The 19,309-nt window shown below is 57.6% G+C and carries 17 protein-coding genes; 5 read left to right on the top strand and 12 right to left on the bottom strand.

What is annotated here, in order from left to right:
- The first annotated feature begins 33 nt into the window (after positions 1 to 33).
- Genes DSM3645_RS06670 through DSM3645_RS06680 form a run of 3 tightly spaced genes read left to right on the top strand, consistent with a single transcriptional unit; the run spans position 34 to position 2,499 of the window.
- Positions 34 to 1,035: a S1C family serine protease gene (locus DSM3645_RS06670; RefSeq protein WP_002651314.1), complete on the top strand. Its 1,002-nt coding sequence runs from the start codon at positions 34 to 36 to the stop codon at positions 1,033 to 1,035.
- Between the two features lie 50 nt (positions 1,036 to 1,085).
- The gene (locus tag DSM3645_RS06675; RefSeq protein WP_002651315.1) at positions 1,086 to 2,186 is read left to right on the top strand and encodes a S1C family serine protease; all 1,101 of its coding nucleotides are present in this window, start codon (positions 1,086 to 1,088) and stop codon (positions 2,184 to 2,186) included.
- 40 nt (positions 2,187 to 2,226) lie between these two features.
- Positions 2,227 to 2,499, top strand: a complete 273-nt coding sequence (locus tag DSM3645_RS06680) for a DUF4404 family protein (RefSeq protein ID WP_002651316.1) — start codon at positions 2,227 to 2,229, stop codon at positions 2,497 to 2,499.
- Between the two features lie 210 nt (positions 2,500 to 2,709).
- Here DSM3645_RS06680 and DSM3645_RS06685 read toward each other — a convergent pair whose 3' ends face one another.
- The 10 genes from DSM3645_RS06685 to DSM3645_RS06730 form a co-directional block, all read right to left on the bottom strand.
- Positions 2,710 to 3,972, bottom strand: a complete 1,263-nt coding sequence (locus DSM3645_RS06685; RefSeq protein ID WP_081444742.1) for an outer membrane protein assembly factor BamB family protein — start codon at positions 3,970 to 3,972, stop codon at positions 2,710 to 2,712.
- Between the two features lie 139 nt (positions 3,973 to 4,111).
- Positions 4,112 to 4,888 (bottom strand): hypothetical protein, encoded by a 777-nt coding sequence (locus DSM3645_RS06690; protein WP_002651318.1) that lies wholly within the window; start codon positions 4,886 to 4,888, stop codon positions 4,112 to 4,114.
- The gene (locus tag DSM3645_RS06695) at positions 4,869 to 5,435 is read right to left on the bottom strand and encodes an RNA polymerase sigma factor (RefSeq protein WP_040352215.1); all 567 of its coding nucleotides are present in this window, start codon (positions 5,433 to 5,435) and stop codon (positions 4,869 to 4,871) included. Before DSM3645_RS06695 ends, DSM3645_RS06690 begins: the two co-directional genes overlap by 20 nt.
- Before the next feature lie 214 nt (positions 5,436 to 5,649).
- Positions 5,650 to 6,327 (bottom strand): FHA domain-containing protein, encoded by a 678-nt coding sequence (locus DSM3645_RS27815; protein WP_002651320.1) that lies wholly within the window; start codon positions 6,325 to 6,327, stop codon positions 5,650 to 5,652.
- 402 nt (positions 6,328 to 6,729) lie between these two features.
- On the bottom strand, positions 6,730 to 7,467 hold the full coding sequence (locus DSM3645_RS06705; protein ID WP_002651321.1) for a lipoate--protein ligase family protein: 738 nt from the start codon (positions 7,465 to 7,467) through the stop codon (positions 6,730 to 6,732).
- A 9-nt stretch (positions 7,468 to 7,476) separates the two neighbouring features.
- The gene (gene gcvPB / locus DSM3645_RS06710; protein ID WP_040351666.1) at positions 7,477 to 8,931 is read right to left on the bottom strand and encodes an aminomethyl-transferring glycine dehydrogenase subunit GcvPB; all 1,455 of its coding nucleotides are present in this window, start codon (positions 8,929 to 8,931) and stop codon (positions 7,477 to 7,479) included.
- Entirely contained in the window at positions 8,924 to 10,291 is a 1,368-nt protein-coding gene (gene gcvPA / locus DSM3645_RS06715) for an aminomethyl-transferring glycine dehydrogenase subunit GcvPA (RefSeq protein ID WP_002651323.1), read from the bottom strand. Before gcvPA ends, gcvPB begins: the two co-directional genes overlap by 8 nt.
- Before the next feature lie 117 nt (positions 10,292 to 10,408).
- A complete protein-coding gene (gcvH, locus tag DSM3645_RS06720; RefSeq protein ID WP_002651324.1) occupies positions 10,409 to 10,804 on the bottom strand; it encodes a glycine cleavage system protein GcvH in 396 nt (131 codons plus the stop codon).
- Positions 10,805 to 10,828: 24 nt separating this feature from the next.
- Entirely contained in the window at positions 10,829 to 11,932 is a 1,104-nt protein-coding gene (gene gcvT / locus DSM3645_RS06725; protein WP_002651325.1) for a glycine cleavage system aminomethyltransferase GcvT, read from the bottom strand.
- Between the two features lie 319 nt (positions 11,933 to 12,251).
- Positions 12,252 to 13,202 carry a bestrophin family protein gene (locus tag DSM3645_RS06730; RefSeq protein WP_002651326.1) on the bottom strand — a complete coding sequence of 317 codons (951 nt, stop codon included), beginning with the start codon at positions 13,200 to 13,202 and terminating at the stop codon, positions 12,252 to 12,254.
- A 454-nt stretch (positions 13,203 to 13,656) separates the two neighbouring features.
- Here DSM3645_RS06730 and DSM3645_RS06735 point away from each other — a divergent pair, with 454 nt between their 5' ends.
- Both DSM3645_RS06735 and DSM3645_RS29955 read left to right on the top strand, forming a co-directional pair.
- On the top strand, positions 13,657 to 14,157 hold the full coding sequence (locus tag DSM3645_RS06735; protein WP_002651327.1) for a MerC domain-containing protein: 501 nt from the start codon (positions 13,657 to 13,659) through the stop codon (positions 14,155 to 14,157).
- 473 nt (positions 14,158 to 14,630) lie between these two features.
- Positions 14,631 to 14,780 (top strand): hypothetical protein, encoded by a 150-nt coding sequence (locus DSM3645_RS29955; protein ID WP_002651328.1) that lies wholly within the window; start codon positions 14,631 to 14,633, stop codon positions 14,778 to 14,780.
- Between the two features lie 142 nt (positions 14,781 to 14,922).
- On the opposite strand, the gene DSM3645_RS06740 is transcribed toward DSM3645_RS29955, so the two are convergent.
- Both DSM3645_RS06740 and DSM3645_RS06750 read right to left on the bottom strand, forming a co-directional pair.
- On the bottom strand, positions 14,923 to 16,170 hold the full coding sequence (locus tag DSM3645_RS06740) for a hypothetical protein (protein ID WP_002651329.1): 1,248 nt from the start codon (positions 16,168 to 16,170) through the stop codon (positions 14,923 to 14,925).
- A gap of 1,428 nt (positions 16,171 to 17,598) precedes the next feature.
- Positions 17,599 to 19,071, bottom strand: coding sequence for a hypothetical protein (locus DSM3645_RS06750; protein WP_002651332.1), 1,473 nt, complete (start codon positions 19,069 to 19,071; stop codon positions 17,599 to 17,601).
- Positions 19,072 to 19,309 lie beyond the last annotated feature (238 nt).

Genomic DNA, 19,309 nt, shown 5'->3' on the forward strand with positions numbered 1-19,309 from the left:
CGCCTCCTCCCTCTTCTTCTCTGCCTATTTGTCGTGTGTGGAATTTCGCTCGGTCACGCGGAAGAAGTGATCACCGTCGCGAAGCCGACTCTCGCAGAACCAACGGTTGTGCAAACAGCTCATTTTGCCGAGATCTTAGCCGGCGAAGCGCCGAGCGGTCTGAATGAATTGCGCGCCCTCGAAAAGCGGGTGCAGCAAGTAGCGCAGAAAGTGATTCCTTGTACCGTCGGCGTATCGGTCGGCGGAGCGCAAGGTTCCGGCGTGATCGTCACCGCAGATGGTTATGTGATGACAGCCGGCCATGTGATCGGAGAGCCCAATCGCCAAGCGGTGATCACGCTGCCGGACGGAAAGAAAGTGAAAGCGATCACGCTCGGCACCGATCGCAGCATTGACTCGGGTCTGTTGAAGATCACTACGCCAGGCAAGTACCAGCACCTTAAGATCGACCATTCGGCCGAACTACGCGAGGGCCAATGGGTGTTGGTGACCGGGCATCCCGGCGGATACGTCAAAGATCGTCTGCCGGTGCTGCGACTGGGACGCGTGTTGGCCGCCTATGACGACGTGGTCGCGACCGATTGCGTGTTGGTGGGGGGAGATAGCGGCGGACCGTTGTTGGATATGGATGGCGACGTGATCGGTATCAACAGCCGGATCGGCAACCGAATCACCGCCAACATGCATGTCCCGTCCGACGCTTACTCGGACAATTGGACCCGACTGTCCGATGGCGAAGTCTGGGGCAAATTGCCCGGGACGCGACCGATGTTGGGCGTTCGCTGCGACAAAGAAAAGAAGGCGCCGATCGTCGTTGAAGTGACGCCCAATTCTCCCGCGGCGAAAGCCGGCGTCGAAGTCGGCGATCGCATCGTCCGCTTTAACGGCCGCGAAACAAAATCATTTGACGATTTGAAGCTGCTAGTCGATCAGACCAGCCCCGGCGATCAGGTGGACTTGATCGTTCAACGCGGGGATCAGACGCTGACGCTGGGCGACGTCATTATCAAAGACGCTCGCGAAGTCGGCGGCTAGACCTAGCGGCTGTTCTCTGCTTTTCTCTTGTCCAAGTTGAGGGATAAACGATGATGGCGAAACTCGTGCGCGAGCGGACGATTTGGAGCATTGCAACGTTGCTGGTGACGATCTCGATCGTGGGATTCGCCTACGGCCAAGAGCGCCACGAAGGAATGATGGCGCGCTTCCTGCAGAAGGTGAACGAGCGCAGCAATGTCCGCGTGATGGCCGCTTTTCGCGAAGTTGTCGCCGAACCTCATGATTCGACCATTGAACTGTTAATCGACGACGAACGTGTCGCCTTGGGTGGAATTGTCGATTCGCAAGGTTGGGTCATCACCAAAGCGAGCCAAATTCTGGCGCAAGAAAACCTCGACAAGCTGATTTGTCGTCTCTCGAACGGCGATACTTTCGCCGCGACGATTGCGGCCCAAGATCGCAAGTTTGACGTGGCCCTGATTAAGATCGACGCGACCGGACTCCATCCGATCGAAATGGCCGACGCCGCGCCGCTGGTCGGCAGTCTGTTGGCGACGACCAGTCCCAAAGAAGAGCCGTTGGCGATCGGCGTGATGAGTTCCGCCGCGCGGCAAATTCAAAGCGAGTTCGGCGTGCTCGGCATTCGTCTGCCAGGTGTCGGAGAAGCGGTCAGCGAAGCCCGCGTGATGCAAGTCTTTGACAAAAGCGCGGCGGACAAGTCGGGATTGTTGGCCGGCGATCTGATTCGCTCGGTCAATGATGTCGTGATCCAGACCGCCAGCGAATTGCAAAAAGCGATTCGAGGGTTTCAGCCCGGCGATGTGGTCCGCCTGACGATTTCGCGCGGCGATGGCAATGTCGACCTCCTCTGCACGCTGGGAGATCGCTTTACAGGCGTCGAAGGCTCCGAAGGGATGGCTCGGCACGAGTTTCAGAATCATCTGGGCGGACCGCTGAGCTCGCGCCGGAGCGGGTTTCCGACCGTCTTTCAGCATGATACCTTCCTGCGGCCAGAGGATTGCGGCGGACCGGTCGTCAATCTGGATGGCAAAGTGGTTGGCCTCAATATCGCTCGGGCCGGACGGGTCGCCAGTTATGCAATTCCGGCGAGCATTTTGTCAGAAGTCGTTCAGAGGTTAAAATCAGAGGCAGCCCCGCAAACCGTTTCGACCGGTGCGGCAGCCTATTGATTTTGATACCTCATTCTGCCCCCCTGGGAACACGAACGTCATGACTGATGCGGAACAACTGCGCCTGAAGCTCCAGGAACTACAGGCCGAGTTGCGTGAAATCGACGAGATCGATGGAGAGACGCGTCGATTGCTGGAAGGCGCCATGGAAGAAATTCACGAGGCGCTGCGTCACGACAACACCGAAGCGCTGCAACATCCTTCGCTGGTCGATAACCTCAACCGAGCGACGCAAGACTTCGAGACTTCGCATCCCGGTCTCACCCGAATCGTCGGCAACATGGTCGACATTCTCGGAAACGCTGGGATCTAAAGCGAATCAAATTTGGATCAAACGCAGGAAAGCGACGCCTAAAGCGTCGCTTTTTTTTATCGTAGCCCGAGGCGCGAGCCGAGGGAATGCGGCTGGATACTTCGAACCGTTTTCGAAACGTTGGACCGATTTCCCTCGGCCCGCGCTTCGGGCTAAGAAGAATAGAGTCCGCTGGGCGAGCGTCCCCGTTTTTGGTTTCGCGCGTGAAACTTATTTTTTACCCAAGCAAAACAGATGCGAATCGGTGCGAATGTAGAGTTTTCCGTCAGCGGCGGCCGGCGACGCTTTGCTTCCTTCGCCGAGCGAAAACCGTCCCAATTCCTGGAACTCTTCGCCGGCGGCCAAGATCACGACTTCGCCTTCTTCGCTGACGTTGATCAAGCGGTCTCCAGCGAGGATCGGTGAGCCTGAATAGTTGCCGCCGATCCGCTGTTGCCAAACTTTTTCGCCGTCGGCTGTGCGGATACAAGTGACGATTCCCTTGTCGTACCAGAGGTAGGTCAGGCCATTTTTACCTGCGGCGCCCGGCACGTAAGGCGCCGAACGCTCGAAGCGATAGAGCGTTTCGCCGGTTTCCGGATTGACTGCGACCACGTAGTTGCCGCCGCCGCCTGATCCGCACGATCCGTAGGCGACTCCATCAATGACAACCGGGGACGAAACGCTTCGCATCTTAAATGCAGGGTTCGCCCAGACTTGATCGCCGTTCATCGGATTATGCGCCGCCATTCCATGGGCCGAACTGCAGCAGATTAGCAAGTCGCGGCCATCCTTCGTTTTGTAGACGCAAGGAACCGAGTAAGCGGCGACATCCCCATCGCGAGCAGCTTCCCAGACGATGCGGCCGGTCGCACGATCGAGCGCCACGACGCGGCTTTGCGCCTCGTTGCGTCCGTTTAACTTCTTGGGATCACCCAGCTGCATCAGCGGCAAGATCACGTACTCGTCGTAAAGCATCGGCGAAACGCCGAATCCATGCTGACTGACCCAGGGGCCAAGTTCGGTGGTCCATTCCACTTTTCCATCGTGCGTCAGCGCGGCCAGCGTCGTTTGCTGTCCGTCGCTCCAGGTAATGTAAACCGAGTGCGCATCAACCGCCGGCGTGGTGGAAGCAAAGGTGTTTTTCGAGTGCAGCCGATAACCGCCGGAAGCAAGGTCCTTCTTCCAGATAAGCTCGCCGGTTTTGGCGTTCAGGCACAGCGCGTAGACGTACGAGCCATCTTGTTCGCCGCTCAACAGAAACACTTTCTCACCCCACAAAACCGGCGACGAGTTGCCCACGCCAGGCAGCGCCGTCTTCCAGCAGAGATCGTCCGCTTCGCTGTAAGGAAGCTTTAAATCGACCGCTGCAGCGAGTCCGCTGCCGTTGGGACCACGAAACCGCGTCCAGGCTTCTTCGGCGAAGGCCAGGGTCGAGCAGGCGACCATGCAGGACGCTAGAAGCGCAAGCGAGAGTAGGCGAAAATGGTTCATCAACGGCGCTCAGGTGGGAAAGAGGATTAGGCGGGAAACCAAGTAGGTCGTTTGGCAATGTAACCCGCAACGCCCGGTCTGGCTAGCAAAACAGGGCGATTTCAGCGCTAGAATGTGCGCAATGCAGATGGTTAGCGTATTAAGTAACGCGGCGTCCCAGCGAAGTGGGGAGCGTCGCGCCGCGTGCTTGGGGTTTGGCTTCCGCGTTGTTCCGGCTCGTGGAATGGGGGAGCGTGGCGTCTTTGATGACCATCAGCGCCGACCCCATCGATTGCGTCAAAGGACGAAAACTATTGATCCAGGGATTCGTATCGATCGATGTGACGGCCAGCGAGCTGGGATCGAGCGGCAAGCGAGGCGCGGTCGTGGTCGAAACGACCAGATCGCTGGTGAGCTCCCACGGCAGATCAAAGGGAGACCGGACCGGAGAAACGTACTTGGCGTCTTCCCAATCCAGTAGCTCGAGCGAATCGTCGCTCATCGCGAAATTCAAGTCCGGCTGCCCATCCGTCGTCGCGACGTAGGTTCCGATACGGTCATCTCTTTCCTGGCGTAGCGAGAAGGGGATGAACGCCAGAATCAGCAGTGAAGCAGCCAACGCGAGAGCGGCGATCGGCAGCCAGGCGCCGGCTTGGCCGAAAATCGTACGATTCTCCGCGACTGGGGCTGCGGCGAGTGGGGGAAGAACGGCCGACAGAGATTGGACTTGCTGAATCACGCGGTCGGCCAGAACCTGGTCGCCAGACGGATGGTCCCAAGATTCTAGGCCATCGAAAAGGGTGTCATAGGCGGCGGCGAGCCGCTCGCAGCGGTCGCGATCCGCCGAGTCGACGCGCGCCAGCAGTTGACCGACATCGGACAGACGTCGCTCGTCGAGCAAATCTTGCAGCTGGTTTTCAAACTCGACGTACTTCATCTTCACGTCCTTCTAGTACCCCTCTTTGCGAAAGTCGAGCAATCATTTCCCTCCGTGCTCGATGTACCCATGTCTTGATCGTTCCCAGCGGTCGTCCCAGTTGCTGGCTGATCTCGATATAGCTCAGTTCATGTTCATGAAACAATAAAAAGGCTTGTCGGTATTCCGACCGGACTTGCTGCAGGGCCAAATGAACTTCTTCCGCCAAAATTTGAGCCGGCTGCAGGTCAGGTCGATGATCGGCGACATGCTCCTCAATGGGGTGGGCTTGAGGCCGCCTTTTCCGTTTCGACAACAACGTCCGGCAGCGATTGCCGGCGATCGTCAAAATCCAGGGCTCCAGCGGACGCTCACGATCCCAGTGATGCAAACTGCGGATAACGCGCACGAAGGTCTCTTGGGCCATATCTTCGGCTTCGTGGTGCTCTCCCACCATCCGGAAGCAGAGCGCATACACTTTATGTCGAAATAGGTCGATGAATTGCCGGATGGCGGAATCGTCTCCCGCACGGCATTGATCGACCAACAGGCAAATGTCGGAGGTCAACGGCCAAACCTTTCCGCGGCGTTTCCGTTCAGTCAAACTTACTTGGGGACGTCGACCGGAGTTTCACGCGAATCCGCAGGAATTGGAGACCGGTCTCGGCCTACTCGCACTTCGCTGCGAGAACGCGCGTCTTCAGAATATTATGGCTGGATCAACGTAAAAAAGCCGGCTTGAGGCCGGCTTTTTCAAATCTTGATGGGGAAAGTGACGACATTTATCGTCGATCGAACATCTTTTTCAGCGTTTCCTGGGCCGCATCACGGCTGTTCGTCGACTCGTCTTTGTCAATCTTCGGCAGTTTGCCGAACTCTTTCTTTTTGCGGCCCGAGAAGATGCCCATAAAGCCCGACTTGGTCGAGGCGCCTTCTTCGTCTTCGTTCGTCGCATTTTCCATGTCTTCGTCGAAATCTTCGACGTTGACCGTTTCTCCGAGACGGAACTGACGACCTTCCGGATTGTCGATCCGGTCTCGGCGATCTTCTTCGTCCGCTTCGGCCAGCCAGCCGGCGACGTCAGAATCATTTAAGCCGGCTTCGGCGACGCGCGTGGCCGCTTCTTTGACGCTGTTCACGCGGGGCCGTTTGGCGGCGCCGAGCGAATGATCAATCAACACGAGGAATTCGAGCGGACCAACGCGAAGTTCGTCCCCCATTTTCAATTCGACCGTGCCGCTTATTGCTTCGTTGTTGACGAAGGTGCCATTCTTGCTGCCGAAATCTTCGATCACTAGCTTCGAGTCGGCGACGCGCAGCTCGCAATGTTTGCGACTGATCATGTCGCTTTTCGGTTTCAGGTGACATCCATCGCCGCGTCCAATGACAAAGCTATCGACCGGAATCTTGAATTCCTTGCCGGAACTTGGCCCTCGAACAACCCTTAACATTACTTGCATCGACAATCCTTCCTTCGCATTGGTCCCGCCCCCGAGATTCTCTGAACAAAATAATTACGGGTCGCAATAGGTTGGGGATAAAACCGCGAATAGGATTTGGGAGACATCCCGAACGCAATCCAGGGGATTGCTCTCGAATGTCTGGTGGAAAAGGAATCTTCAACTTGCCGGAGGATAAGTAGGAATAGGCAAGTCATTAGCTACTTAGCGTAATGCTGGCGATCGCCAGAAAAAATGACCAATCTGAGGGGGTATGATTTCATTTCTGAAAACTTCACACTCCCTTCTATCGTCTTCTTCTTTCTTAATTATCGGCAAAAGCATGGCGTTTTCGCCAGACTCATAATACTCCGCCGTAAAGTTGCGGTCAAAGGAGATTTATCTTCCGATGAGTGCGATTCTCTACTTTTTCTCGGTCCATTCGGCCGCAGCGAATCGCTCTCTTTCAATCTTCACGGCTGAAGTCGACTCGGCCTCGGTAAGTTGGCCAACTTTAAAATTCAGACTCAGTGCGTCGCTAAGTTCCTGTAGCCAAGCCTTTTGCAGCGCATTGGATGAAATTTGCGTGCTAGCAAGGTCGGTAATGCCAGGAAGTTGGGGGGCTTTTTGCGATCGCGCCAACAGGATGCTGCCGTGCTGGAGCACAGCGCCCCGGCCGCGGCGCTGCGCGCTGCCGCAAACCTTATAGCCATCGATGATTACGTCGACACTGCTGCGACGTTCGAAGCAGAGAAAGGGAGCGTCGCCGTCGTTCTTGTGTGGGTTTCCGCAAATTGTCGCGGTCACGCCTAAATTTTTCAGCGTTCGAATCAAAGCTTGGTGAAACAAATCAAACAGACCGGTCACCGCCGTGCTGCGTGGGTCGGCCGTCGGTACGCAATAGCTGTAGGTCAGCTCTTGGTCGTGCATGATGGCGCCGCCGCCAGAGCCGCGACGCACGCAAGCAGCATCGCTGCTTTCAGGATGGGACCAGCGATCGGCGTACTTTTGGAAGTAACCAAGCGACAGCGTCGGCGCGCTCCACTCATAAAACCGGAGCGTCGGCGTCAGGCTATCGGCGGTCGACTCCAGCAGGGAGTCGTCAACCGCCATATTCCAGCTTCCGCGGTGGGAAGCGTTTTCAATCAGACGAACCGCCATTGGACCGCCCTAGCCGCACACGGCCCGCAGGCAAGGCTGCCGCGCCGCTTGAACTTCGTTCGGTCGGCTGATCGGCGTCGTATGAGGCGCTTCGTGCAATAGCTCGGCCGGCTCTTCGGTAATGCGGAAGAGGATCTCGACAAACGCGTCGAGCATCTCTTTGCTTTCCGTTTCGGTCGGCTCGACCATCATCGCTTCGGGCACCGTCAGCGGAAAGTAAACGGTCGGAGCATGAAAGCCATAGTCGAGCAGGCGCTTGGCGATATCCATCGCCGTGACTCCTTTTTCCTGCTTTAGCTTCGCCGCCGACGCGACAAACTCGTGCATGCAACGCAGCCCGTGCGGCACCGGCAGAAAGTGTTTGATCTTGCTGAGCAGATAGTTGGCGTTGAGCACCGCGTTTTCAGAAACCGCTTTCAGCCCGTCTGGTCCGTACGACAGGATGTAGCAGTAGGCCCGCACTAACACGCCGACGTTGCCGAAGAAGGTGCGGACGCGACCGATCGATTCGGGGCGATCGTAGTCGAGCCGGTATTTGTCTCCCTCTTTCACCACGATTGGCGAAGGAAGGAAGGGCGCGATTTTCTCGGCGACGCAGATGGGACCGGCGCCGGGGCCGCCGCCGCCGTGTGGGCCGCTGAAAGTCTTGTGCGGGTTGTAGTGCATCATGTCGGCGCCGACGTCGCCGGGACGCGAGATCCCCAGCACGGCGTTCATGTTGGCGCCGTCCAAATAAATCAAGCCGCCAGCAGCGTGAACCGCGTCGGCGATTTCGGCCATCTGCGTCTCAAACAAGCCGAGCGTGCTGGGGTTGGTGATCATGAAGACGGCGACCTGGTCGTTTAGTTTGCTGCGCAGGTCGTCCATGTCGACTGCGCCGTCTACCGTGCGGACCGTGACCGCCGTGAAGCCGGCCATCTGAGCGCTGGCCGGGTTGGTGCCGTGCGAACTGTCCGGCGACAACACCAGCTTGCGCTGCTCTTGGCCGATTGAGCGGAAGTAGGCGGCGGCCGACATCAGCGCGGTCCATTCGCCGTGAGCGCCGGCGGCCGGTTGCAGCGAGATCGCCGGTAGGCCGGAGATCTCGGTCAGGAACTGCTGCAGTTCGTAAAGCAACTGCAGCATGCCTTGCAGCGAATCTTCGGGCTGATAGGGATGCAAGTCGACGATGCCCGGCAGCGAAGCGAGTCGCTCGTTGCGCTTCGGGTTGTACTTCATCGTGCACGAACCGAGCGGATAGTAGTGCGTGTCGACCGACATGTTGAGCGTCGACAAGTTGGTGTAGTGACGCACCACTTCCGGTTCGGCCAACTCCGGCAAAGCGGGCGGGTTGTCGGCCAAGACGTCGGCCGGCAGCAGTTCGCTGAGCGGCGTCTCCGGCACATCGCACTTGGGCATCACTACGGCGCGACGACCCGGCTGCGAAAGTTCGGTCAACAGATGAGTGGATCGTGTATTACGCATGGATCGTCGTCCGATTGGTTGTCAGGGCCAAGGTTTTCACAAGACCGTCGATCTCGACGCGAGTTCGCTTTTCGGTCACCGTTACCAGGAAACAGTCGGCTAGTTCGGGGAACCAGGTTCCCAGCGCTACGCCGGCGAAGAAACCTGCTTCGGACGCGTCGGCCAAGACGGTCGCGACGTCATTTTGCAAATCGCGGACGACAAACTCTTTGAAGAACGGCGTCGAAAACGCGAGTTCAAACCGCTCTTGCGATGCGATCTGCGTCGCGGCGTAGTGCGACTTACGGGCACACAACTCGCCTACATCTTGCAATCCATGCGGCCCCATCAAAGCGAGATAGATCGAAGCACGCAGTGCGAACAAGCCTTGGTTGGTGCAGATGTTGCTGGTCGCTTTTTCGCGGCGGATGTGCTGTTCGCGCGTTTGCAGCGTCAGCACCCAGCAGCGCTTGCCGCGTCGGTCGACCGTTTCGCCGCAGATGCGACCCGGCATGCGACGGACGAACTGTTCGCGACAAGCCATGATGCCCAAGTAAGGGCCGCCGTACTGCATCGGCGAGCCGAGCGAATGGCCCTCGGCCACCGCGATGTCGGCGCCCAGATCGCCGGGACGTTTGATCACGCCTAGGCTGAGCGGATCGAACGACTGGACCAGCAGCGCGTCTTTGGCGTGGGCGATGTCGGCCAAGGCCTGTACTTGCTCGGGCGAGCCGAAGAAGTTGGGCGACTGGACCACGACGCAGGCCGTTTGATCATCGACGACTGCGGCGACTTCGGCCGGATCGACCGTTCCATTGGGCGTGGGAACGACGACAATCTGCGTGCCGAGCGGGCCAAAGTACGTGTCAAGAATCTGGCGATACTCAGGATGCACGCTGCCCAAGACGACGATCTTGTCATGCCGACGCACGGTGTTCATGCTCATGATCACCGCTTCGGCGATGGCGCTGCCGCCGTCGTACAGACTAGCGTTGGAAACGTCCAAGCCGGTCAGCTCGCAGATGAGCGTCTGGTACTCGAACATCGCCTGCAAGTTCCCTTGCGACACTTCCGGTTGATAGGGAGTGTAGGAGGTGTAGAACTCGCCGCGAGACGCAAGTGCGTCGACCGCCGCGGGAATAAAGTGATCGTAGCTACCGCCCCCTAAGAAGCAGATCTTGTCGCCGGGGCCCTGGTTTTTGGCGGCCAAGGTCGCCAAATGCTGGGTCAGTTCCAGTTCACCCATCGCTGGCGGCAGGTCGAGAGGACGACCGAGACGCAGTGACGCCGGGATTTGCTCGAACAGCTCTTCGATCGAAGCCGCGCCGATCGACGCGAGCATTTCTTGCTGCTCTTGGGGAGTGTTAAATAGGTAAGCCATAACTTTTCGCGTTGGTCCATATTTGACGTTGCGTGATCGCCTCTAGGAAAGGGACGCCTCTAGGCGCCGGCCGCGGCATGGATTTGCCGGCGGCGATTCGATCGTGACGGGGAAGGACTAGCCTTCTTCCTGGCACTGCTTTTCATACGCGGGCTGATCCAACAAGTTGGCCAGGCCGCTTTCGTCCGTGATCTTAATCTTGGCGATCCATCCGCCGGCGTAGGGATCGTCGTTCAACGATTCCAGTTTGTTCGGCAACTCTTCGTTTACGGCGATCACTTCGCCGGTCACCGGAGCATAGACGTCGCTGACCGCTTTCACCGATTCGATTTCGCCGAACGGTTGTCCGGCGGTTGTCTGGGATCCGACTTTCGGCAGTTCCAGATAAACCAAGTCGGTCAACGCTTCGATCGCGAAGGCGCTGATGCCGACTGTCGCCACTTTGCCGCCGTCTTGATCTTCGACGAAGGCCCATTCATGCGTTTTCGCGTATAGCAGTTGAGAAGGGTCCACGTTGAGCGTCTCCTGGAGGGTTTTTTAGGTGCGAGGACGAGAATAGAAAGGGAGCGGCGCGACTTCGGCCGCAACACGTTTGCCGCGAATATCAATTTCGACCGCCGTGCCGCTGACCGCAATCGCGGGATCAACATAACCCATCGCGATCGGTTGGTTGAGGGTCGGCGAGAAAGTACCGCTGGTCACTTCGCCAACTTGTTGGTCGCCGATGTGCACAGTGCAATGTTCACGCGGAACGCGACGATCCGCACAGCGGAAGCCGACGCGGACCATCGGCGGAGCCGCGTCACGCGCCGCTTCCAACCGGTCTTTGCCGATAAAGTCGTGATCAAACGAAACGCCGAACGTGAGGCCCGCGGTGATCGGATCAATCGACTCGGACAGTTCGTGCCCGTACAACGGCATCGCCGCTTCCAGACGCAACGTATCGCGTGCCCCTAGTCCGCACGGCAACCCGCCGAGCGGTTGGGCGGCATTCAATATCTGGTCCCAAATCGCAATCGCCGCGGCGGCCGGCACGGTCACTTCGACCCCATCTTCGCCGGTATAGCCGGTTCGGCTGATCAGCGCCGGCTCGCCGCAAAGCGTGCCGAGGGCGCCCGAGTAATATTTCAAATCACTGATCGGTACGTCGCACAGCGGCTGGACCGCTGCGATCGCTTTCGGTCCTTGGACCGCGATCATCGCCGTCTCCAGCGTGTGGTCGGTAAAGACGACCCCTTCGCTGGGGAGATGTTGCTCGATCCAAGCGGCGATCTTTTGGCGATTTCCGGCGTTCACCACCAGCCAAAAGTACTGGTTGTCTCCTTCGCCCAGATTGTAAATCAGAACGTCGTCCAGGATTCCCCCTTCGTCGTTACAGACCAGGCTGTAGCGGATCTTGCCCATCGGCACGACCGAGGCTTTGCGGGTAAGCAATTTGTCAAGGAAATCGCCAGCGCCAGCCCCGTCAAAGCGGAAGCGAGCCATATGAGAGACGTCGAACATGCCGACCGCGGTGCGCGTCGCGTTATGCTCGTCAATAATCGAAGTGTACTGAACCGGCATCGACCAGCCGCCGAAATCGACCAGGCGGCCGCCAGCGGCATGATGCCAATCATAAAGAGGCGTTTTGGCGAGCGTCATCTTGCTCCAGGGTGGTTTGGGACCAATGGATTTCCGCAGGATACAAGGCAACAAGGCGGCTGGCGTCGCAAATACTGTTCGCGCACAACCAGATCGCTCTCGAATCACAACTTTTGCGACGCGAAAGAGAAGGGCGCCCAACGCCGCACTCAAAAGAGCGACGCTCGACAATGCTCAGATGCCAATTAGCGAAAGATCAACAGTACTGGCAAATTGTAACCCACTGCGCCCACAGTGCTAGGGGCGAAGCGGCGTGTGGTTTACCGTTCTTTCAAATCGATGCGCTCGGAGATAAGGTGAAAATCGGCGCGTCGCGGCCTTAAATCAGCAAATGATCCACCGGCTCGATCGGCGGTGGAATCTCATGGGCCGGGTGACCCGAAAGCTGCCGCACGTTGATTTCGATCATCGTGGTCAACTGCAATAGCGGCAGATCGTTGTCATCGATGCTGAACGGCTGTTCGATCTCGTCGCCGACCGCATCCAATCCCAAGAAGGCGTAAGCGACCAATGCGACCACGACCGGGGTCAAGATGCCGACCGTATCGTGCAGCCCGCAGGGGAGCGCGAGACAGTACAACAGCACGGTCCGGTGGGTCAGCACGCTGTAAGTAAACGGAATCGGCGTGCTTTTGATCCGCTCGCAACCACCTTGGATCGCGAGCATCTCGGTCAAATTTTGATGCAGCAGCGGCAGATGAAACACGTTCAACCGCTCCCCGCGCCACGCGTTGTTGATGCAGCGAGAAATTCGGTCGGCGATCGCCGCCGGCACGTTGTCTTGTGCAAGGCAGCTCTCGGCTTCTTCCGTATCCTCCAGTCGCTGACGGATTTCCACCGAAGCGTCCGTATCCCGCAGTCGATGCCGCAGCGCATTGATGTAAGCAATGATCAGCAGCACCATGCGACGCTGGTCTTGGGCCGGTGCGGCGGAAACGCTGGTCGAATTTTCGTCGCCGATCAACGTATTGATCTGCATCGTAAAAGTGCGACAGACATTCACCATCCGCCCCCACAACTTGCGACCTTCCCAATAACGGTCGTAGGCGGCGTTATTGCGAAAGCCGAGAAAGATCGCCAGCGCCAGCCCCACAATCGTAAACGGCGCCATCGTCAACGTATAAGCATGCGCCGGAAAAACCAACGCAATCGCCGTCGTGAAGATCGAGAAGCCGACCACCACCGCAAACCGCGGCCAAATCCGATCCATGGTCGTCCCATGAATCGCAAAGATCATCCGCAGCCAACTATCTTTTTCGGTGACGATCATCGTGGAGAGATTTTTCTAGAGCGGGGAAGGGGGCGTCGACGGCGCGTTGGCCAAGAATGTGGACAACTGGTAAGTCAAATAACGTAACCGACAACATCCCCAATCAGCAAGCAAGCCGCCCAGCGTCGCCGTTCGCTCCCGCGCAGGCAGTAATGGCTAGCCAACGCTTTCAGGGCGCTTCGGCTTGTTGCTGCCGGAGCTTTTCACCTGCCGCAGTTGGTCGTGGGGCAGGCTGCGAGTAGCGGCTGAGGGAATCCAGAACTCAATTCCTGCCGGTATCGAACATGTTATGCATAAGAAAACTACTTGCAAAAGGATTGCGTCTGCGTAAGATGAAGCGGGTTGAGGTTCAGGTTCCGTTTATGGCTTTCGGAAGAGTGTTATGTTCAGGTCAAACTGGCAAGACCATGCGGGCATCGTCGCTTCGATAGCTTGCGCTCTCCACTGCGCGGCGATGCCGTTAGCGATTGGTTTTTTGCCGATGCTGGGTCTTCGTTTCTTGGCGGACGAGTCGTTTCATCGGTGGATGGCTGGCGCTTGCTTTGTCTTCGCCCTCGCGGCGTTTGTTCCGGGTTGGCGAAAGCATCGTCGCTGGCTCCCAAGCGTCATCGCGATTTGCGGCTTGGCTGTGATTACCAGCGCTGCATATGGTCTTTCCGGCGAGTGCTGCGAGACCTGCGCACCCACCGGCGTCTGTTCCGCCGAGCTTCCCCTCAACGGCAACGACTCGTCATGTGGCTCAACGCAGTGTTGTGCGCAACATCGCGGCCTCGAAGGCGGGATCGGCGAAGACATCGCCGTCAGTCCGGCAAAGCCTGTCAAAGGAGCCTCGATCGAAGATATGCTGATGCGCTATGCGGCGCTATCGACTCCGCTGGGCGGGGTTTTGCTTATCTCCGGGCACCTACTAAACCGGCGTTACTTATTTCAATGTAGTTGCTGCACTTACGAATGATCGATTTCTCAAATTCGTGCGTGAAGTCTTGATCCGGACGGCGGAACGCCCATGGCGAACTCCCTGCTAATCTGCGTGCCATCGGCCCACAGTCAGTGTCTACTCTTACCTCTGCTGTCTTGAGCCCCGCACCAAGCCACCGTCACGCCCCCGGTGCCGGTATGCAATTGGCAAACGTCACGCCGGCGCTACTTTCGGCGGAGCGAAAGGCGACTATCAGCGCCGCAGACAAAATGAGCCTGAACGCCTGGGTCGCTGAATAACTGCGCGGCAGCGTGACCGAGAAAAGGGAAGTAAAGAAGGGCTCGAGAAGTGGCGACCGTAAGAAGCCAGCGGCGAAGAAGAAGTTGGCGAAGGGAACGCGTGTTGGGAAGACGGGCGTTCGGTGATGCGGGGAAGGACCGCGTCCACGCCGCGCAAAAGCCGGTCGACCGGGATCTGCTAAGGTCGCGCATCGGGAGAAGCCGCGCGTCTTGGATCCGTTCGCCGGATCCGGGTCGACGCTGATCGGCGCCCGTCGCTGCGGCTTCTCTAGCGTCGGCGTCGAACAATGCGAGACAATCGCCGCGCTCGCGGCCGAGCGGCTGCGAGCGGCGACGCTGGGGGCGTCACAAGCGGCCTGACCGGCACAGCCCGGCCCCCTGGTCGCCAGACGACCAGCGGCGGCGCCCCCCTGGTCTAGGTTCTTCCCCAGGCCGCCGCGGGTCGACCCCAGCGGGAACAATCAAGAATTGGGACTTTGTTTCTTTCCGTGTCCGGCCGAGATCAATCGGGAAATCGATCCACTCTCAAACTTTTATGCTGCAGAGCAAACCAGCGAATTGCTTGCTCAGCAGCCACCCTGCAACTCTTAGCGAATGAGGATCTAAACTCCTCGGGACATTCGTCGCCCGTTTTTTCGTAGTTTAATTTTGCGTGGACGATCTCATTTCGTGTCGCACTTATCGCCGCCGAGAACTGTTTCAAAGCAGCATCTCGATCTTTCTGACTTGAAGTGACGTTTATTTTTCGGATTTGCAGATAGTGAGGGGCACACCTTGCTAATTCGGTCGGGTCACAACACTTTTGAATTGTTAGCAAGAGGGCGTCGCTGTCCTTTCGATGCTGGCTTTTATGACAATTAATTTCCGTTACAAGATCGAGGATGTATTCCGCATCCGGTTCAAGGGCTCTTGAGCTCAATAGTTTTGTGCGAACAGCGGCAGTTAGATCCTCTCGAACCACCGTGACCGAAATGTGCTCCAAGACTTTTACGAAACCAATTATTTGAAACTGCGGATCTGAGGTAGCAATCGCAAACGAATACAGTCGTAGCACCTCTGCCAATCCCTCATCGTGAACTAAAGGGCGAAGTTCCCGATCCGGAAGAAGCGTGTCAAACTGTTCAAATTCAACTAATGTTTCAGGTCTTGGACTTCGTTCCAGATTTACGTTGAATGATGCTGCAAGCTCAAAAATAAGAGAATCAACCAATCGACGAACAACATTACGATCTGCTGCACCAGTCCAACGCACGCTAATGAAGAAGTCCTCTGACAATAGGGGCGGAATATATTTGTCCCAGTACCCAAATTTGAGCACGGCAAATCCGAAAATGGTCGCTCCGCTTACGAAGCTCAATTCATAGTCATTTCCGTCGACGTGAACTGACTGGAGTACACCACGCCCAACCAATTCTTCCAATTGATAAAAAGAAGTATCGGGGAAAACCGGCGCTATACGCATACAAAGTTGATTAGACGTCCAGCACTCAAGATTGCCGACCAATTCTATTTCTGAGACTTCGCCTACCAGCGCCGGCAATTGTCCGTAGGTTAGTTCAATTCCGTCGTCGCATCGCGGAAACCCGAGCACAATTTCGTCTTCTAGATTAATTTCTCCTGGCTCGAAGAGATTACTTCTGGGGTCAATAAAATCCCCCTGCAGTTCATCTGCGGTAACCTTCAAAACAACTTCAAGTTTCTGAAGTGCCTTGGTTACGACTGTAGCCACACTATCGGAATGATCGGACATAGTTACTGGCAAAGCACCTCACGGTCAGTTTTTTGTTTTTAGGCGTTACATCAAATTTAGACGGTGAAACAAAGTCCTTTGAGACCAAATCTAGCACCTCACTTGGGGGGAATCTAGTATTCAAACTGAGTCCCGGACTGTCGATCCGATCGCCGCCCCCCTTCGATCACACAGCCTTCTAATGTCCTGCGTGTAGCAGGAGCGATGTTTTCGGTCGGGGCGCCTCTCGACTCCCTTGGGCCACTTTCAGGATTGATAAAGACTGAGAGATTGCTTAGAATATTTCCAGGAAAGAATTGCAGAATTGTCCCTGGTGAGGATGCCGCTGGGGGGCGAAATCTTGCTCGTTGGGATTGCTGGTCGGCTGGGGTGGCCGCTGCCGGTGGTGTTTTGCTGCGCGCTGGGGTGTGGCGCCTGGTCGGATGTCCTGATTGCCTAGACGGTCGGTTGGACAGGATGGATTGTTCGATCGAAGAATTGACGTTCTGTCCTGTCCAGTGGATTCACCCGCAGGACGGGGCGTGCTGGTCGTAGCGTGAAATCGCCCAGATTACGCCCGGAGGTAGATTGGGGCGTTTAGCGCAAAAAATTCAGCGGTCCGGTCCGGTCCCATCGACTGCAAAAAAAAAACGCGCCGCGGTCCAGTCCACATCGTGAAACGAATCACGAACTTCGAAACCCGAATGGCCAAGGAAGCGCGAAAAAACGTGAGGGGTCCGGTCCGGTGGGGTTTTGTCGTTGGGGGTGGGGAGCGTATTCCCTCGGCTTGCGCACTCGGGCTAGTGTGTGGGGTGGTTGGTCCGGCGGTGGAAAAAAGCGTGGCGGTCCGGTCCGGTTTGATCGGGGCTTTGTCGTTGGGGGTGGAGAGCGTATTCCCTCGGCTTGCGCACTCGGGCTAGTGTGTGGGGTGGTTCGGGCCGGCGGTGGAAAAAAACGTGGCAGTCCGGTCCAATCTGATCGGGGCTTTGTCGTTGGGGGTGGAGAGCGTATTCCCTCGGCTTGCGCACTCGGGCTAGTGTGTGGGGTGGTTGGTCCGGCGGTGGAAAAAAACGTGGCGGTCCGGTCCGGTCTGATCGGGGCTTTGTCGTTGGGGATGGAGAGCGTATTCCCTCGGCTTGCGCACTCGGGCTAGTGTGGGGGTGGTTCGGGCCGGCGGTAGAAAAAAGCGTGGCGGTCCGGTCCGGTCTGATCGGGGCTTTGTCGTTGGAGGTGGGGAGCGTATTTCCTCGGCTTGCGCACTCGGGCTAGTGTTTGGGGTGGTTCGGGCCGGCGGTGGAAAAAAGCGTGGCGGTCCGGTCCGGTCTGATCGGGGCTTTGTCGTTGGGGGTGGGGAGCGTATTCCCTCGGCTTGCGCACTCGGGCTAGTGTGTGGGGTGGTTCGGGCCGGCGGTAGAAAAAAACGTGGCGGTCCGGTCCAACGGTCCCACCTTAGGCGGCGGCGCGGCGGCGGACTTCGATCGGTTCGGCTGGGGTGTCGCGGAGGATGCGATCGAGTTGTTCGGCGTTTTCCCAGTCGCCGGCCATTTCGCGGAAGTAGCGCGTCCACTCGAGCAGTTGACGGTGGTAGGCGGCGGCCTGCATGAGATAGCGGCGATCGTTGCGCTGCAGCGCCATATGGATGGTCAGCAAGTTCAGCACGTCGGGGTCTTCAAAGTAGCTGGTATGAACCAGTTCTTCTCCGGAGAGTTCGGAGTTGAACGCGGCCAATCCGGCCATGAGCGTTTTTTGTCCGAGCAGCGTGCGGAGCTTGGGAGCGATATCTTTCGCTTTGGCGTTGGCGCGCTCGGTGATTCGCTGGGCGATGAAATAGGGGAGCGCCGGAATGCTGTTGACCTCGGCGTCGCCGATCGGAGCGGTCGAGACGTTGCAGAGTTCGGCCGAAGGTCGGTTGTTGCCTTGCACGGCTTTGCTGACATATTGCCGGACAAAGTGATTGAGCAGCGGCCGCACGATGTAGTTGAACGTGGGCGCGACGGTCCAGTAATACGGAATCCAGAGGAAGCTGAGATAGTCGGAAACGAAGATCCGGTCGGCGGCGGTTACCTTGCCGACAAACGTGATGTCGAGATGCAGCGTGGTCCGCAGGCCGTTGATCGCTTCATCATCCGGCGACCAAACGCCGAGCCAGCAACAGCCGAACTCTTGCATCACGCATTTTTCGGCATGCAGCTCTTGCCGGATGCGCCGTGATTCGATCACCGGACCGATAAAGAAGCTGGCCAATTGGACGAAGACGAAAAACATCACCAACACGCCGGCGATCGCTAACCAACCGAGTTGGTCGTACATCAAGTAGTCCATCAAGTTGACGTCGCGACCCAAGATTTCGATTTGCGTTTTGGCGTAATGATCCGGGTGGAACATCGCACAATGGAGGATGCGGAAGATCTGATGCAGCGACGTCCGCGCATGGCTCAGAAAAAAGAGCCCGGCGATGATGTTGATCCCATTGGCGAGACTGATCGGATTGACCGTCCGGTGGCGGAGAAAGGGGGTGCCGACGGTCGACCAGGTGCGCATGTGGTCTAACGGAATGCCGTCGACGCTCGCTTGTCGCAGCGCCATCCAAATGATCGAGCCGCCGTGACTGTGGCCAATCAGATGATAGCCTTGGCCGGCTGCTTCAAACTTCGCCAGATAGTCGAGCAGCGCTTTCGCCCCTTTGAGCCGTTCGCGCTCGTTGTTTTCGCCGGACCAATGAAACAGGCGGCCGGAGTCTTGCAGCGAGATTCCAGCGGGGAGTCGTTTTTCGAGCTCGCCCCAGACGCTGCTTTTCCGCTGCCAGAAAGCTACGCCTTCTTCATGCTCGCTGCCGGCAAATGTGCCGTGCACCAGGATGACGACATCTTCCGAGGGATCTTCGGATGTCGTGGGGGGGGAATAGACCTTGAGCTCGGACATGCAAGTAAGCCTGAGAAAACGCGACATTCGGCACGCGAAGAAACGCCGCGAGGAGATTAGAGGAAGCCGGCAGGCGAAGCAAGGCGAATCCCAACCGAGGAGCTGCAAGCAAGCTGTCGGCGCCAGCGAATGAGCGTCTGCCGGGGGAGACATTTGATTTATTGGGACGAGCTTTTAGGATTCTTCCGGGCGATTGTAACGACCCCGGCAATGGGGTAGGTTAAACCGTGAAACGCCG

The sequence above is a fragment of the Blastopirellula marina DSM 3645 genome (assembly GCF_000153105.1).
Classification (GTDB): domain Bacteria; phylum Planctomycetota; class Planctomycetia; order Pirellulales; family Pirellulaceae; genus Blastopirellula; species Blastopirellula marina.